Genomic DNA, 13,881 nt, shown 5'->3' on the forward strand with positions numbered 1-13,881 from the left:
TGCGCCTACGTTTCCCGCCTAGCCGTGCTGCGTCAGCACGAAGAGGAGACACAACGGTGGCGGTTGCCGGAACCGGATTACACGGTTTGATGCTCAGCCGGGTGGCACGTGATCGGGAGTTGACCCCTCGTGCCGCCGAACTGGTGATCGCGGCCTGCCGTGGTGAGGCGGCGCTGAACCGCGTCCTGGACGGCGTCGTCGCCGAGGACGCCCCCGAGGCCCACCCCCGCCGGTCGCTGGGTGCCGGGATCTACCTGGCGGGCGTGCGCGTGCGGGGTTTCCGTGGCATCGGCCAGGAGGTCGACCTGCCGCTGGTGAGCGGGCCGGGCCTGACCGTGGTGACCGGGCGCAACGGCTCCGGCAAGTCGAGCTTCGCCGAGGCCGCGGAGTTCGCGTTGACCGGCAACAACACCCGGTGGACGAAGTCGCTCAACGAGGTGTGGCGGCAGGGCTGGCGCAACCTGCACTCGCCGGAGGACGCCTCGGTGGCCATCACGCTGGTGCGGGCGGGCGGCGAGGGCGCGACCACGATCCGCCGGGCGTGGGCGGACGGCGACGACTTCACCGGCGGCACGTGGACCGAGCAGACCGACGGGCGGGAGCCGGAGCCGTTCGACCAGGCGAGGTGGCGGTCGGCGCTGGAGACCTACCGGCCGTTCCTGCCCTACAGCGAACTCGGGAAGTCCTTGGAGGGCAAGCCGAGCGAGCTGCACGACGCGGTGCACAGCCTGCTGGGGCTGGAGGCCATCACCGACGCGCAGAACCGGCTCGCCGAGCACCGCAAGCGGTTGGCGGACGTGGTCGCCCGGCCGCACGACCGGCGGGCCAAGGTGCGCGAGGAGCTGGCGGCCTCACCCGACGGCCGGGCGCAGCGCGCGGCCGAACTGCTGGGCCAGGACCACCCGGACCTGGACGCGCTGGCGGACCTGGCGCTGGGCACGGACGTCGGCGCCGGCGGGATGCCGCTGCTGCTCCGGGTGACCGAGCTGGCGCCGCCGTCGGCCGCGGACGTGGCGCGCTGCCTGGAGGAGCTGGACGCGGCGCTCGCGGGCGTGGCCGCGGTCGCGACCGACGGGGCGCAGATGTGCTTGCGCACCAGCGAGGTCCTGCGCGTGGCGCTGGAGCTGCACGAGGCCAAGGGCAACAAGTCGTGCCCCGTCTGCGGGATCGGCGTGCTGGACCAGCGCTGGTTCACCGCGACGACCAAGCGGGCGGAGACCCTGGCCGCCGCGGCGGCGGTGCTGCACGACGCGGGCACCCGGCTCGACACCGCGACCGCCGCCGCGCGCTCGCTGTGCACACCGGTCCCCGAGCTGTTCAAGGAGGTCGACGGTCTCCTGCACACCGAGGCCGTGCGCGCGGCGTGGGCCGTGTGGGCGGAGTGCTCCACCTACGAGGACCCGGTGAAGCTGCGCACCGACCTGCCCGAGCGGCACGCGGCGGTGCTCGCGGCCGTCGACGCGCTCAAGACCGCCGCGCGGGAGCAGATCGACAAGCGGGACCTGGTGTGGCGGCCGATGGCGCTCGCGCTGTTCGAGTGGCACTCGCAGGCCGAGCGGGCGCTGGCCGACCAGCAGGTGCTCGCCGACGTGACCGAGGCCGAGAACTGGATCCGAAGAACCGCGGCGCGGCTCCGCTCGGAGCGGATCGCGCCGTTCGCCAAGGAGTCGCAGCGGATCTGGCAGCGGCTCCGCCAGCAGAGCAACATCGACCTCGGCACCGTGCACCTGGAGAGCACCGGCCACGACAACCGGCGGGTGGAGCTGGACGTCTCGGTCGACGGGAAGCCGAACTCGGCGCTCGCCGTGATGAGCCAGGGCGAGCTGCACGCGATGGCCCTCGCGCTGTTCCTGCCGAGGGCCGTGGTCGACGAGAGCCCGTTCCGGTTCGTGGTGATCGACGACCCGGTGCAGGCGATGGACCCGGCCAAGGTGGACGGTCTCGCGCAGGTCCTCGCCGACGTCGGCCTCACCCGGCAGGTCGTGGTGTTCACCCACGACGACCGCCTCACCGAGGCGGTGCGCAGGCTCCGCCTCCCCGCGACCGTGTGGGAGGTGTGCCGGGAGGAGGGCTCCGCGGTGCGGGTGCGCAGGTGCGACGACCCCGTCGACCGGTACCTGTCCGACGCGCGGGCCATGCGCACCACCGAGGACCTCCCCGAGGAAGCACGCGCCGAACTGGTGGCCTCCTGCTGCCGGGCGGCGCTGGAAACCGCGGGGGACATGAGGTTCCGCCAGGTGCGGCTGGCCCGCGGCCAGCCGCACGCCGAGGTCGAGCAGGTGCTGGAGCAGGCGCTGACGACCCGTCAGCGCCTGGCGCTCGCCGTGTTCGACGACCCGGCCGAGAACCGGAACCTGCTGTCCTACCTGACGAACACGCTCGGCGCCTGGGCCGTGGGCGTGCTGAACGCCTGCCGGGAGGGGACGGTCTCGTCGTACGACGGCGACCTGCTGGCCCTGATCCGGGACACCGAACGACTGACGAACTGGCTGCGAGAGGAGTGACGTGACTGATCGGGAAGTGCTCGACCGCCTCGACCACGTGGGCCGGATGCTCGCGGACGCGCGCGGGCTGGACGGGGTGCGGGTGCGTTGCGGCGCCTGGCTGCTGCGCACGACGCTGGAGCGCGCGGTGGTGGCGCTGGTGTGCGCCGACGACCCGAGCGCCACCAGGTCGATGCACGCCCTGCTGCTGCGCCTGCCCAAGCACGTGGGCGACGACGTCGCCGCGGACACCGCGCAGCTGTGGCACGCGCTGCGCCGGGCCGCGCACCACCACGACTACGAGATCGCGCCGACCGCGGACGAGCTGCGCGGCTGGCACGAGGACACCCGGTGGCTCAGCGGCGCGCTGCTCGCCGCCCAGCCCCTGCTGCTGCCGAGGCCCCGCGTCGAGTCCGCCTCGCGGAGACACGGGTGAAGCTCCTGCTGTTCGCCGACCTGCACCTCGACACCTCCTTCGCCGCCACACCGTTCCCGGCGGGCGTCGCCGGGGGGCGCAGGGCCGCGCTGCGCGCCACGCTGGAGCGGATCACCGCGCTCGCCAGGTCCGAGCGCGTGGACGCCCTGCTGTGCGCGGGCGACCTCTACGAGCACGACCGGTTCTCCCCCGCCACGGCCGAGTTCCTGCGCGACGCGTTCGAGGACGTCGCCGTGCCGGTGCACGTGGCGCCGGGCGAGCACGACCGCTACGGCCCGAGGAGCCCGTACCAGCAGGTGGCGTGGTCGTCGAACGTGCACGTGTTCACCGAGGACCGCCTGGTGCCCGAGCCGCTCGCCGACGGGGTGACCCTGTGGGGAGCGGCGCACCGCGCGCCGGTGACCGCCGAGGGGTTCCTGACCGGGTTCGAGGTCGGGCGCGGCGGCGTGAACCTGGCCCTGTTCCACGGTTCCGAGGTGGCGGGCCTGGCCGGGCAGGGGTCCGGCACGGCCCCGCACGCGCCGTTCACCGCCGAGCAGGTCGAGGCCTCCGGCCTGGACCACGCGTTCGTCGGGCACTTCCACACCCCGGTCGACGCGCCGCGGCACACCTGCCCCGGCAACCCCGACCCGCTCACGTTCGGCGAGAGCGGTCCGAGGGGCGCCGTGCTCTGCACCGTCCACGACGACGGCCGGGTGGAGAGGGTCCGCCACGACGTGTCGACCAGCCGGGTGCACGACGTCGCGGTGGACCTGGCCGGGGCCGCGCACGTCGACGAGGTGCGCGAGCGGATCGCCGCCGCCGCGGCCGGGCTGACGGGCACCGCCAGGGTCACGCTCGGCGGGGAGGTCGGCCCGGACGTGGACCTGTCCCCGGCGGGACTGGTCTCGGCCGCGCCGCACCTGGACGCGCTGGTGCCGCGCTTCGGGAACCTCGTCGTGGCCCACGACCTCACCGCGCTCGCCGAGGAGCCCACCGTGCGCGGCCGCTTCGTCCGCGACGTGCGGGCCGACCCGCGCCTCGACGACGACACCCGGCGGCGGGTGCTGGTCACGGGCCTGCGCGCGCTCGACGGACGCACCGCCGACCTTGCCGTGCACTGATAGAGCTGAAGACCAGGGGTAGTCCATGAGAATCGAGTCCGTGACCGCCCACGCGTTCGGTCCGCTGGCAGGCCGGACCCTGGAGCTGGCACCGGGCCTGACCGTGATCGCGGGCGCGAACGAGTCGGGGAAGTCCTCGTGGCACGCCGCGATCTACGCGGCGCTGTGCGGGCGACGGCGGGGCCGGGGCGCGGCCACGGTGGCGGAACGGCGGTTCGCCGAGCAGCACAAGCCGTGGCACGGCGACGACTGGCGGGTCTCGGCCGTCGTGCGGCTCGACGACGGGCGGCGCGTCGAGCTGTGCCAGGACCTCGCGGGCCGGGGCGGCTGCCGGGTCGTGGACGTCGGGCAGCGGTCGGACGTCAGCGCGGAGGTCGTGTTCGAGGGCGCGCCCGACGGCAGCCGCTGGCTCGGGTTGGACCGCAAGTCCTTCGCCGCCACCGCGTGCGTGAACCAGGCCGAACTGCTGGGCGTGCTGGGCGCGGCCGACGGGCTCCAGGAGCACCTCCAGCGCGCGGCGGCCACCGCGGGCGCCGACGCGACCGCCGTGGCGGCGCTGGACCGGCTGGAGTCGTTCCAGCGCGACCACGTGGGGCTGGGGCGGGCGAACTCCAGCAAACCGCTCCAGGTCGCCAAGTACCGGCTCAAGCAGGCCAAGCGGGACCTCGCCCACGCGGTGACCGCGCACCAGCGGTACCTGGACCTCGTGGTGGAGGCGGAGGAGCGCCGCGCCGCGGCCGACACCGCGGCCGAGGCCGCCGAGCGCGCGGACGCGGCGGCCTCGGCGCTGGACGCGCTGCTGACCGCGACCCGCGCGCACACCGCCGCCGTGCGCAAAGCCGTGCGGTCGCGGGAGAAGGTCGACGCGGGCGCCGCCGAGGTCGCCAGGGCCGAACAGCGGCTCGCCCGCGTGCGCGAGCTGGACGAGCGGTTCGGCGGCGTCGCCCCCGTCGGGCTCATCGCGCAGGAGGAGGCGACGCGGATCGTGCACGCGGCGCTCGCGGCGTGGCGGGCGGTGCCCAAGCCCCGCAAGCTCACCGGGTCCACCGCCGCCGAACTGAGGCAGGAACTGGCGGCCGTGCCGGAACCGCCCACCGGCGACACCGAGGTGAAGCCCCGCATCCGCGAACTGGCGCTGGCCCGTGAACGCGCGCTCGCGGTCGTGGCGGCGCACGAGGGCCGCCGTCCCATGGTCGACGAGCAGATCGGCGACACCCGGCTCACCGCGGCGCTGGCCGTCGGCCCCGCCGCCGTGCGCGAGCTGGCCGCCGCGCTCGACACCCCTCCCCCGCGCCCGAAGTCCCTCCGCCGCACCGCGGTCGGCACCGCGGCGGGCGCCGTGGGAGCGCTGGGGCTCGCCCTGGTCCTCATGGGACCGTGGCTGCTCGGACTGGCCCTGCTGACCCCCGTGCTGTTCCTCGGTGTCCTGCGGCTCGTCGAGTCCGCGACCACCGGTTCCACGGGTTCCGGCGACCAGCTCCACCACTCGGCCGCGACCGGGGCCGCGGCCCGGTGCGCCGCGCTCGGCCTGCCCGTGGAACCACCGGTGCTGCGGGGCCTCGCCACCAGGGCCGAGCGGCAGATCAGCCTGCGCTCGGACCGCGCGGTCTGGGACGAGCACCAGCGGCAGTACTCGGAGAAGGCGACGAGGCAGACCGAGGAGCTGCGGATCGCGTTGGCCGCCAAGGGTTATCCCGAACCCGAGCTGGACGTCGGCGAGCTGCTCGCGCTGTACGAGCGGTCCTGCGCGGTCGCCGCCCGGCAGGCCGCCATGGCCGCGCAGAAGGACGTGCTGACGCGGGCCGTCGCCGAACGCGACCGGGCCGAGGAGGCCGCCGTCGAGGTAGAACGCCTGCGCGCCAAGGCGTTGGAACTGGTGCGCGGTGCCGTGCTGGCCATCGACGAGCGCTCCACCGCCACCACGGACACCGAACTGCTGGCCGCGCTCAACGCGTGGCAGCGCGGCTGGGAGGACCAGCTCCGCGCCAGCGCGGAGGAGCGCGACGCCTGGGTCGAGCTGACCGGCCTGCTCACCGGCACCACCCGTGACGACCTCGCCGCCGCGGTCGTCACGACGGCGCGGCGGCTCGCCGCGCTGAAGGAGGAGGCCGACCGCGACGAGCGCGACGCGGCCACCGCGCTGGCCGAGCGCGACGCCCTCGTCGGCGACGCCGAGCAGGACGTGACGACCAGGCCCGCCAGGCTCGACGAACTGGCCGACACCGCCGAGCAGGACGACCGCGAGGCGGTCACCGCCGACGCGGAGAGGATCGAGGTGCTGCTCGTCGAAGCCCGAGCCGCCGTCACCGCGGCCCGCACCGAGGCCAAGCGGATGGCCACGGCCGCCGACGAACTGGGCGGCGCGCTCACCGAACGCGGCCGCACCCTGCCCGGCGTCCCCGAGGCCGAGGAGGCGCTGGCCGCCGCGCAGACCGACCTGGCCGACGTCATGGGCCTGGCCACCACGCTGACCCTCACCCGGAAGTTCCTCGCCTCCGCGCAGGACAGCGTCCACCAGGACATCGCCCCGGCGCTCGCCACGACCCTGTGCGACCACCTCTCCGGGATCACCGACGGCCGCTACACCGACGCCACCGTCGACCCGGCCACCCTGAAGGTCGCCGTGCGCGGCCCCTCCGGCCGGTGGCGCCCGGCGGCCAACCTGTCGCTGGGCACGGCCGAGCAGGTCTACCTGCTGCTGCGCTTCGCCCTGGCCGACCACCTGACCGCACCCGGCGAAACGTGCCCCCTGCTGCTGGACGACATCACCGTCCAGGCCGACGACAGCCGCACCACCGCCATCCTCGACCTGCTGCTGGCCCTGTCCGCGGACCGCCAGGTGGTCCTGTTCGCTCAGGAGTCCTCGGTCCTGTCCTGGGCGCGCGGACACCTGGACGGCGACCGGAACGCGCTGCGCGAACTCACCCAGATCCCGGTGGAATGAGAGCCCGCAGAAATCGGGTGAACACGTCGGTGTGACCCGACCACACGGGGTGCCTCACCAGCGCATTCTCAACCCAACCAATTACACCCGATGGTGTGACAACTCTTCAGTAGGTCTCTTTGCGCTCTACGTTTTCGACAACTGGCGCGAACCGGAGGAGACAGAACCTTGGCGAGCCGAACAGCCACCACCACGACGGCGGTCCAGGACGAGGTCGCCGAACGACTCCGCTTCGCGAACGGCCTGCTCACCACCGGCGGGCTCGCCACCGGGATCTGGCCGAAGTGCTGCGCCTGGCTCCTGCGCACCGCGCTGGAACGCTCGGTGGCGGCCCTGCACCGCGCCCACCACGAAGCCAGCACCGGCATGAGAACGGACCTCCTCACCCTCCCGCTGTACGTGGACACCCCGCTCGCCCACCACACGGCCCGCCTCTGGGGCACCCTGAGCGTGGTCGCGAACCACACCGACTACGCCAGGGCGCCCGCGGTCGACGAACTGCGCGGCTGGCACACCGAGACGACCGACGTGACCACCGGCCTGCTGACCGCCCTGCCCCTCGACGACCGCTGACCGGCTCACCGGCATCCGCGCAGCCCCCGGCTGAGGGACGCGACGCAGTCCGCGACGGCCTCCGGGTCCTCGTGCTCCCACACCCTCACCACACGCCGGCCCGCGGCGGTGAGTCGGCGGTCCGAGTCGCGGTCGCGCAGCACGACACCCCTCAGCTTGAGCCGCCACCACGAGCGGTTCGCCACCGGCAGGTGGGCGTGGTCGGGGCACGAGTGCCAGAAGCACCCGTCGACGAACAGCGCGATCCGCGGGCCGCGCAGCAGGACGTCCACCCGGCGACGGCGGTTCGTGCCCGGCGGCGACCTGTCGACCACGTACCGGAGGCCGCGGCGGTGCATCGCCCGCCGCAGGGCCAACTCGGGCGCGGTCCCGGTGCGCCGGGTGCGCCCCATGACCCTCGCGGTCGCCCACGAACTCGGCGGGGGAGGCGGGCCGGGGTCGACGTGCTGGTACACGTCCGCACCCTCCCACCGAGCACCGACAACCAGCCCGGATCCGGCCACCGAAAACTGTCGGACCCCCTCGCTACCGTGACCCCATGACCGAGATCCTGTTCCACCCGGCGACGCCGATGCCGGGTCCTGACGCCCGCCTGGCCGAGCTCGATCTGAAGGTCGAGCACCTGGACGAGGCGATCTGGGCCGGCCTGAACGCGCGCACGTCCGCTCCCCCGCTCGGCCCCACCAACGGGGCCGGGTTGCTCGACTGGATCCACCGCGTCGGGCGGTTGCGCGAACTGCTGGTCGGGCTCGGGTGGAGCCGGTACGACAAGTGGAACGCCGGGCTGGTGCGGCACCCGAGCAAGCCGATCGTGCTCGGGGCGTTGCAGGGCAACAGACACACCGGCGATCCCGACGCGAAGCTGCGCAGCGACTACACCAAGGGGCCCGCGATCACGGCGATGACGCGGGACAACGACCACGACCAGTTCAGCCTGTTCTCCGACTTCGAGCGCAGCGGCGGGCTGAAGCTGTGGTTCCTGGTGACGTTCCCGATCGTGCGGGACGGGCGGCTGGTGGTGCTGCGGGAGGTGTCGCAGCCGGAGCCGACGCCGCAGGGGCAGGTGATCGACCACTGGTCGCACCGGATCACGTTGCCGCCCTACGACTTCGGCCCGGTGCCGGGCATCACGCCCGACGGACCGGACGAGATCGACTTCACCGTGTCCCTGCGCTGACCCCGTCTGGCGGCGGTTCGGGAGGAGGTACCAGAATGGCGCCACCATGCTCACACCTTCCCGACTCGTCCTCGCGCGCAAGCGGCGTGGACTGACCGCGGCCGACGTGGCCCGAACCGTCGGGGTGAGCGCGAGCAGCATCGGCGACTACGAGCGCGGCAGGCGGCGGCCCGGCGCGGAGACGACGGTCGCGCTGGCCGAGGCGCTCGGCTTCCCGGTGGAGTTCCTCGAAGCCCCCGACGAGGCAGAACTGCCGTGCGAGGCCGTCGCGTTCCGCGCGGCGGCCAGGGTTCCCGTGCCTCGGCGGGACGCGGCGGTGGCGGCGGGCAGGCTGGCGATCGGGGTCAACCGGTGGCTGGAGCGGACGTTCACGCTGCCGGTGCCGGACGTGCCGACGCTGGAGCACCCCGACCCGGAGACCGCCGCGAGCATGGTGCGCGGCCGTTGGGGGCTGGGCTCCGGTCCGGCGCCGAACACCGTGCACCTGCTGGAGGCGCACGGCGTGCGGGTGTTCTCGCTGCCCGCCGACTGCGCCGAGGTGGACGCGTTCTCCTTCTGGCACGCGGGAACGCCGTACGTGTTCCTCAACCCGACGACGTCCGCCGAACGCGGCCGGTTCGACGCCGCCCACGAACTGGGCCACCTCGTGCTGCACGCGCACACCCGCCCGGAGGACGCGGAACGCCAGGCGAACACCTTCGCCGGAGCGTTCCTCATGCCCCGCGCGGGCGTGCTCGCCTCCGTGCCCCGCGGCCCGGTCACCGAGCAGGTGCTCACCCACCGCGCGCACTGGCGGGTCTCGGCGCTGGCCCTCACCTACCGCCTGCGCGACCTCGGTCTGCTCACCGCCGACCAGTACGGCACCGTCTGCGCCGAACTCAGCCGCCGCGGCTACCGCCTCGCCGAACCGGACGGCCTGACCGCCCGCGAGGGTTCGCTGCTGCTGACCAAGGTCTTCCGCACCCTGCGCGACCGCGGCACCAGCCCCCAGCAGGTGGCCCACGAACTGCTGCTCGACCCGACCGAGCTGAACACCCTCCTGTTCGGCCTGGTCGTCACCGCCCTTCCCGGCGCCAGCCGCACCACACCCAGACAGGGCAAACTCACCCTGGTCCCCTGACCGCAGCCCGTCACCCCGGTCCCCTGGTAGCCGCCCACCACGCCGCCCCCTGGCAGCCGCCCGTCACGCCGATCCCCCAACTGCCGCCCATCACCCTGGGCCCCCGGCCATCGCCTATCACGCCGGTCCCCGACCGCCGTCCATCACCCTGGTCCCCTGACAGCCGCCCGTCACCCCGGTCTCCGACCACCGCCTATCACGCCGGTCCCCGACCGCCGTCCATCACCCTGGTCCCCCCGACCGCCGCCCGTCACCCCGGTCTCCGACCACCACCCATCATCACCCCGGTCCCCCGACCGCAGCCCATCACGCAGGCCCTCTGGCCCCCGCACCACGCCGCCGCTGCTGCTTCCCCCACAGCGGCAGGATCGGCGGCAGGTCGCTCAGCACCGGCTTCGGCGGCTTCGGAGCCACGTCGCCGTCGTCGTCCCACCCGCGCCCGTACTGGTCGGGCAGCTCGCCCCACCCCCAGTACGGCGTCGGCCCGTCCGGCACGTAGCCGAGCAGCTCCAGCGGGTCCACGCGTTCCGCGCCGACCGTGCACACGTGCGCCCACTCGTCACCGAAGTCGAAGACGTAGGCGAACTGGTCACCGGGCTTCAGCTTGCCGAACTTGGTCTTGGCGCTGTCCATCGTGCCCTCGGGCTCATCGCCGTCCCAGTGGTTCAGCGCGCTGATGCACGCCCCGCCGAACAGGGTGAACATGTGCATGTGGGCCAGGTCCCACCGGGCGAACGCTATGTCGACCGCCCGAGCCAGCTGTCCGAACGAGTGCGTCCTCGCCACGACGAAGTCACGGCCCGGCCGGGGCCAGAACAGCTGTCCACGGCCTTCGACCAGTTCCACGCGAATCGATAACCAGGTGCGTGCCACGGCGACAAGATAGTGGATCTCGAACGGGTGTTTCCCCAACTCCACCGTGTTGGTCACTCACCCGTCGAGCCGTCGATGCGTTCCCGCAGGAAGTCGGCGTGCCCGTTGTGGCGGGCGTACTCCTCCAGCATGTGCAGCACGATCCAGCGCAGGGTCACGTCGGTGCCGTCGCGGCGCTGGGCGGTGGAGTCCAGCGGGGTGGCCGCGACGATGTCCCTCGACTCGGCGCAGGCGGTCCGCCAGGCCTCGAAGACCGCGGCCACGTCGGGCGAGTCGAGGTCCTCGAAGTCGCCGTCGGGGTTGTCCGGTTCGCTGAAGTACAGCGGCGGCAGGTCCCGCCCCGCGACCCGACGGCCGAACCAGCCGCGCTCGACCTCCGTCAGGTGCCGCACGAGACCCAGCAGCGACATGGTGGACGGCGGCACGGCCCGGAGCCGCAACTGCTCGTCGGTGAGGCCCTCGCACTTCATCGCGAGGGTGTCGCGGTGGTGGTCGAGGAATCCCACGAGGGTGGTGCGCTCATCGGCTACCGGTGCCGGGTCGGTGCGCTGGTCGGTCACTGCGGTGTCCTCCACTGGTCAGGTGAGCGGTCGACAGGTCGCGGCCCGCCCGGTGGGTCGACGAACCACGCGGGACCCGACCTCGCCGGGGCCCCGTGCCGGAGCGTCCGCACGCTGACGCTATCGCTGGACACCCGTGGGGACAGCACAGTCCGCAAACGTTCGCGACCGAGCACCCGCGGAACACCGCCCACCGCCGCGACCGGTGTGGTAGCCCTGCGGGTATGAACAACCTGGAAGACCTGCGGGACGCGCTGCGCCGGTTCGCCGCCGCCCGCGACTGGGACACCTACCACACGCCGAAGAACCTGGTCATGGCCTTGTCCGGGGAGGTCGGCGAGCTGACCGACCTGTTCCAGTGGCTGACGCCGGAGGAGGCGGCGCGGGCCATGTCGGACCCGGAGCTGGCCTGGAACGTCCGCGACGAGCTGGCCGACGTCGTGCACTACCTGGTCCGGCTGGCCGACAAGCTGGACGTCGACCTGGTCGAGGCCGCGTTCGCGAAGATCGAGCGCAACGAGAAGAGGTTCCCCACCGGAGACCTTCGCCCGGTCGAGTGACATGCTCTGTCACTCACTCGGACCAGCCCAGGGGGAAATGTGAACCCGCAGCAAATGAACCGGCTCCACATGCACCAGAAGGTCACCTTCATGGTGAACCGCTACGAGATCTTCGCCGACAACGGCCAGGGCGAGCCGGGAGCCGTCGTCGCCTTCGTGGAGCAGAAGCGCATGGCGTTCAAGGAGCACGTCACCATCTACACGGACTCCTCGAAGTCCACGGTGCTGGCGAACTTCCGGGCCCGCAAGGTCATCGACCTGGCGAGCGGGTACGACGTCATCGACGGCAACAACCAGCCGATCGGCTTCTTCCGCAAGGACTTCGGCAAGTCGCTGCTGAACTCGACGTGGCACCTGGACCAGCCCGGCGCACCCACCGCGACCGGCAAGGAGCGCAGCCAGGGCGTGGCGGTGTTCCGCAGGCTGTGGAACTTCATCCCGTTCCTCAACAACTTCCCGTTCCCGATGCGCTACCACTTCGACTTCACCCGCGGCGGAGCACCGGTGTTCAGCGTGGACAAGAAGACCTGGCTGCGTGACCACTACCTCCTGGACATCCAGGACCAGTACATCGACCGCCGGGTCGTCATCGCGCAGGCCGTCGCCGTGGACGCCCTCCAGTCGCGCTGATCGGGTTCACGGCGGGCTAGACGTAGGTGAGCAGCAGCAGGACCAGTGCCACCAGCAGCACGATCCCGAAGAACGCCGCCATCAACGTCGGCGGGGCAGGCGCCCTCTCCCGAGCGTGCCTGCCCCGCCTTCTTTTGCGCATCACGTGTTTCCGCACACCGCGCCACCGCACCGGGACCTCCAGGTCGACGTTCATGGCGATCACGTTAAGCAGCGCGGACGCCACGGCTCCCCCACGTCACCCGCTCGCAGCAAACTCCTGACCGGTCGGCCGCTCGGCCCCGTTCAGCCGTGACTGAGCGCCACTCATAAGCTGACGACGTGGCAGTGGTCGTGGTGGGAGCGGGAATCGCGGGCCTCGCCTGCGCCAGGTCGTTGACCGAGGCCGGGCTGGCGGTGCGGGTGCTCGAACGCTCACGCGTCTGCGGCGGCAGGCTCGCGACGAAGCGGTACGACGACCGGCGCACGGACATCGGCGCCGCCTACTTCACCGCGCAGGACGACGGCTTCACCTCGCTGGTCACGCGCTGGCAGGAGAGGGGTCTGGTCCGCGAGTGGACGGACACGCTGTCCGTGCTGGACCCGGACGGCAGCCACCAGACCACCGGCCCGATGCGCTGGGCGGCACCGAACGGCCTCCGCTCACTGGCGGAAGACCTGGCGGACGGCCTCGACGTGACCACCGACCGCACCGTCGAGTGGATCGAACCAGGCCCCAAGGTCGACGGCATCGCAGCGGACGCGGTGGTGCTGGCCATGCCCGGCCCCCAGGCACTGCGCGTCCTGCACCCGGAGCTGCTGAACGCCCGCACCGCCGTAGAAGACCAGCGGTGGCTGCCGTCGCTGGCCGTCACCCTCGTCTTCCCCTCACGCGACTGGTCCGACTTCCACGGCGCGTTCGTCAACGACCACCCGATCCTGCAAGCGGTCTTCGACGACGGCGACCGCCGCGGCGACACCGCCCCGGTCCTGGTGGCCCACACCACAGCCGAGTTCGCCGAGAACTACGTGGCCGACCCAGCAGCCGCAAGCGACGAGGTGGAAGCCGCCGTCCGAACAGTCCTGGGCCTCGACACCAGAGCCGTCACAGCCCACGTGCACCGCTGGACCTACGCCCGCCCCACCGCACCAGGCCGAACCCCGTTCCACCTGGACGAACAGCGCATCGGTATCGCGGGCGACGCCTGGGGCAACCCACGGGTGGAAACCGCCTGGCTGTCCGGCATGGAACTCGGCAAAGCCCTGGCGGCACAACTGGCCTGACCAGCCAACCAACGCACAAAAGCCCTCAGGGGGAGTCCCATAAAGGAACTCCCCCTGAGGGAAAAATTGTCCCGCAGCGACCTACTCTCCCACACCGTCACCAGTGCAGTACCATCGGCGCAGGAGGGCTTAACTACCGGGTTCGGAATGGGACCGGGT

At 72.7% G+C, this 13,881-nt stretch carries 14 protein-coding genes and 1 rRNA gene; 10 read left to right on the forward strand and 5 right to left on the reverse strand.

The features are described 5' to 3' along the window. The first annotated feature begins 101 nt into the window (after positions 1 to 101). From VFZ92_RS27130 to VFZ92_RS27150, 5 genes are all read left to right on the forward strand, one after another. The gene (locus VFZ92_RS27130; protein ID WP_330878871.1) at positions 102 to 2,504 is read left to right on the forward strand and encodes an AAA family ATPase; all 2,403 of its coding nucleotides are present in this window, start codon (positions 102 to 104) and stop codon (positions 2,502 to 2,504) included. Position 2,505: 1 nt separating this feature from the next. Then, positions 2,506 to 2,919, forward strand: coding sequence for a hypothetical protein (locus VFZ92_RS27135; RefSeq protein ID WP_330878872.1), 414 nt, complete (start codon positions 2,506 to 2,508; stop codon positions 2,917 to 2,919). Then, the gene (locus VFZ92_RS27140) at positions 2,916 to 4,022 is read left to right on the forward strand and encodes a metallophosphoesterase family protein (RefSeq protein WP_330878873.1); all 1,107 of its coding nucleotides are present in this window, start codon (positions 2,916 to 2,918) and stop codon (positions 4,020 to 4,022) included. Before VFZ92_RS27135 ends, VFZ92_RS27140 begins: the two co-directional genes overlap by 4 nt. 25 nt (positions 4,023 to 4,047) lie before the next feature. After that, entirely contained in the window at positions 4,048 to 6,966 is a 2,919-nt protein-coding gene (locus tag VFZ92_RS27145) for an AAA family ATPase (protein ID WP_330878874.1), read from the forward strand. Positions 6,967 to 7,134: 168 nt separating this feature from the next. Beyond that, entirely contained in the window at positions 7,135 to 7,539 is a 405-nt protein-coding gene (locus tag VFZ92_RS27150) for a hypothetical protein (RefSeq protein WP_330878875.1), read from the forward strand. Between the two features lie 5 nt (positions 7,540 to 7,544). Here the strand turns inward: VFZ92_RS27150 and VFZ92_RS27155 are convergent, their stop codons facing one another. Continuing rightward, complete coding sequence (locus tag VFZ92_RS27155; RefSeq protein WP_330878876.1) at positions 7,545 to 7,994, reverse strand: very short patch repair endonuclease; 450 nt, start codon at positions 7,992 to 7,994, stop codon at positions 7,545 to 7,547. An 83-nt stretch (positions 7,995 to 8,077) separates the two neighbouring features. Here VFZ92_RS27155 and VFZ92_RS27160 point away from each other — a divergent pair, with 83 nt between their 5' ends. Together VFZ92_RS27160 and VFZ92_RS27165 are read left to right on the forward strand one after the other, a co-directional pair. Further along, a complete protein-coding gene (locus VFZ92_RS27160; RefSeq protein ID WP_330878877.1) occupies positions 8,078 to 8,716 on the forward strand; it encodes a hypothetical protein in 639 nt (212 codons plus the stop codon). 46 nt (positions 8,717 to 8,762) lie between these two features. Then, positions 8,763 to 9,836, forward strand: a complete 1,074-nt coding sequence (locus VFZ92_RS27165; protein ID WP_330878878.1) for an ImmA/IrrE family metallo-endopeptidase — start codon at positions 8,763 to 8,765, stop codon at positions 9,834 to 9,836. Positions 9,837 to 10,142: 306 nt separating this feature from the next. Here the strand turns inward: VFZ92_RS27165 and VFZ92_RS27170 are convergent, their stop codons facing one another. Next, positions 10,143 to 10,682, reverse strand: coding sequence for an IS1096 element passenger TnpR family protein (locus tag VFZ92_RS27170; protein WP_330878879.1), 540 nt, complete (start codon positions 10,680 to 10,682; stop codon positions 10,143 to 10,145). An 80-nt stretch (positions 10,683 to 10,762) separates the two neighbouring features. Then, positions 10,763 to 11,269, reverse strand: a complete 507-nt coding sequence (locus VFZ92_RS27175; RefSeq protein ID WP_330878880.1) for a DinB family protein — start codon at positions 11,267 to 11,269, stop codon at positions 10,763 to 10,765. Between the two features lie 224 nt (positions 11,270 to 11,493). Here VFZ92_RS27175 and VFZ92_RS27180 point away from each other — a divergent pair, with 224 nt between their 5' ends. Both VFZ92_RS27180 and VFZ92_RS27185 read left to right on the forward strand, forming a co-directional pair. Continuing rightward, positions 11,494 to 11,829 carry a nucleotide pyrophosphohydrolase gene (locus VFZ92_RS27180; RefSeq protein WP_330878881.1) on the forward strand — a complete coding sequence of 112 codons (336 nt, stop codon included), beginning with the start codon at positions 11,494 to 11,496 and terminating at the stop codon, positions 11,827 to 11,829. A gap of 54 nt (positions 11,830 to 11,883) precedes the next feature. Next, positions 11,884 to 12,459, forward strand: coding sequence for a hypothetical protein (locus tag VFZ92_RS27185; protein ID WP_330878882.1), 576 nt, complete (start codon positions 11,884 to 11,886; stop codon positions 12,457 to 12,459). 16 nt (positions 12,460 to 12,475) lie between these two features. Here VFZ92_RS27185 and VFZ92_RS27190 read toward each other — a convergent pair whose 3' ends face one another. Then, positions 12,476 to 12,655 carry a hypothetical protein gene (locus VFZ92_RS27190; RefSeq protein ID WP_330878883.1) on the reverse strand — a complete coding sequence of 60 codons (180 nt, stop codon included), beginning with the start codon at positions 12,653 to 12,655 and terminating at the stop codon, positions 12,476 to 12,478. 125 nt (positions 12,656 to 12,780) lie between these two features. Here VFZ92_RS27190 and VFZ92_RS27195 point away from each other — a divergent pair, with 125 nt between their 5' ends. Further along, on the forward strand, positions 12,781 to 13,722 hold the full coding sequence (locus VFZ92_RS27195) for an NAD(P)/FAD-dependent oxidoreductase (protein WP_330878884.1): 942 nt from the start codon (positions 12,781 to 12,783) through the stop codon (positions 13,720 to 13,722). Between the two features lie 68 nt (positions 13,723 to 13,790). On the opposite strand, the gene rrf is transcribed toward VFZ92_RS27195, so the two are convergent. Beyond that, positions 13,791 to 13,881 (reverse strand): 5S ribosomal RNA (rrf, locus tag VFZ92_RS27200); the annotation flags it as partial.

It is taken from the genome of Umezawaea sp., assembly GCF_036375055.1.
Taxonomy (GTDB): Bacteria; Actinomycetota; Actinomycetes; order Mycobacteriales; family Pseudonocardiaceae; genus Umezawaea.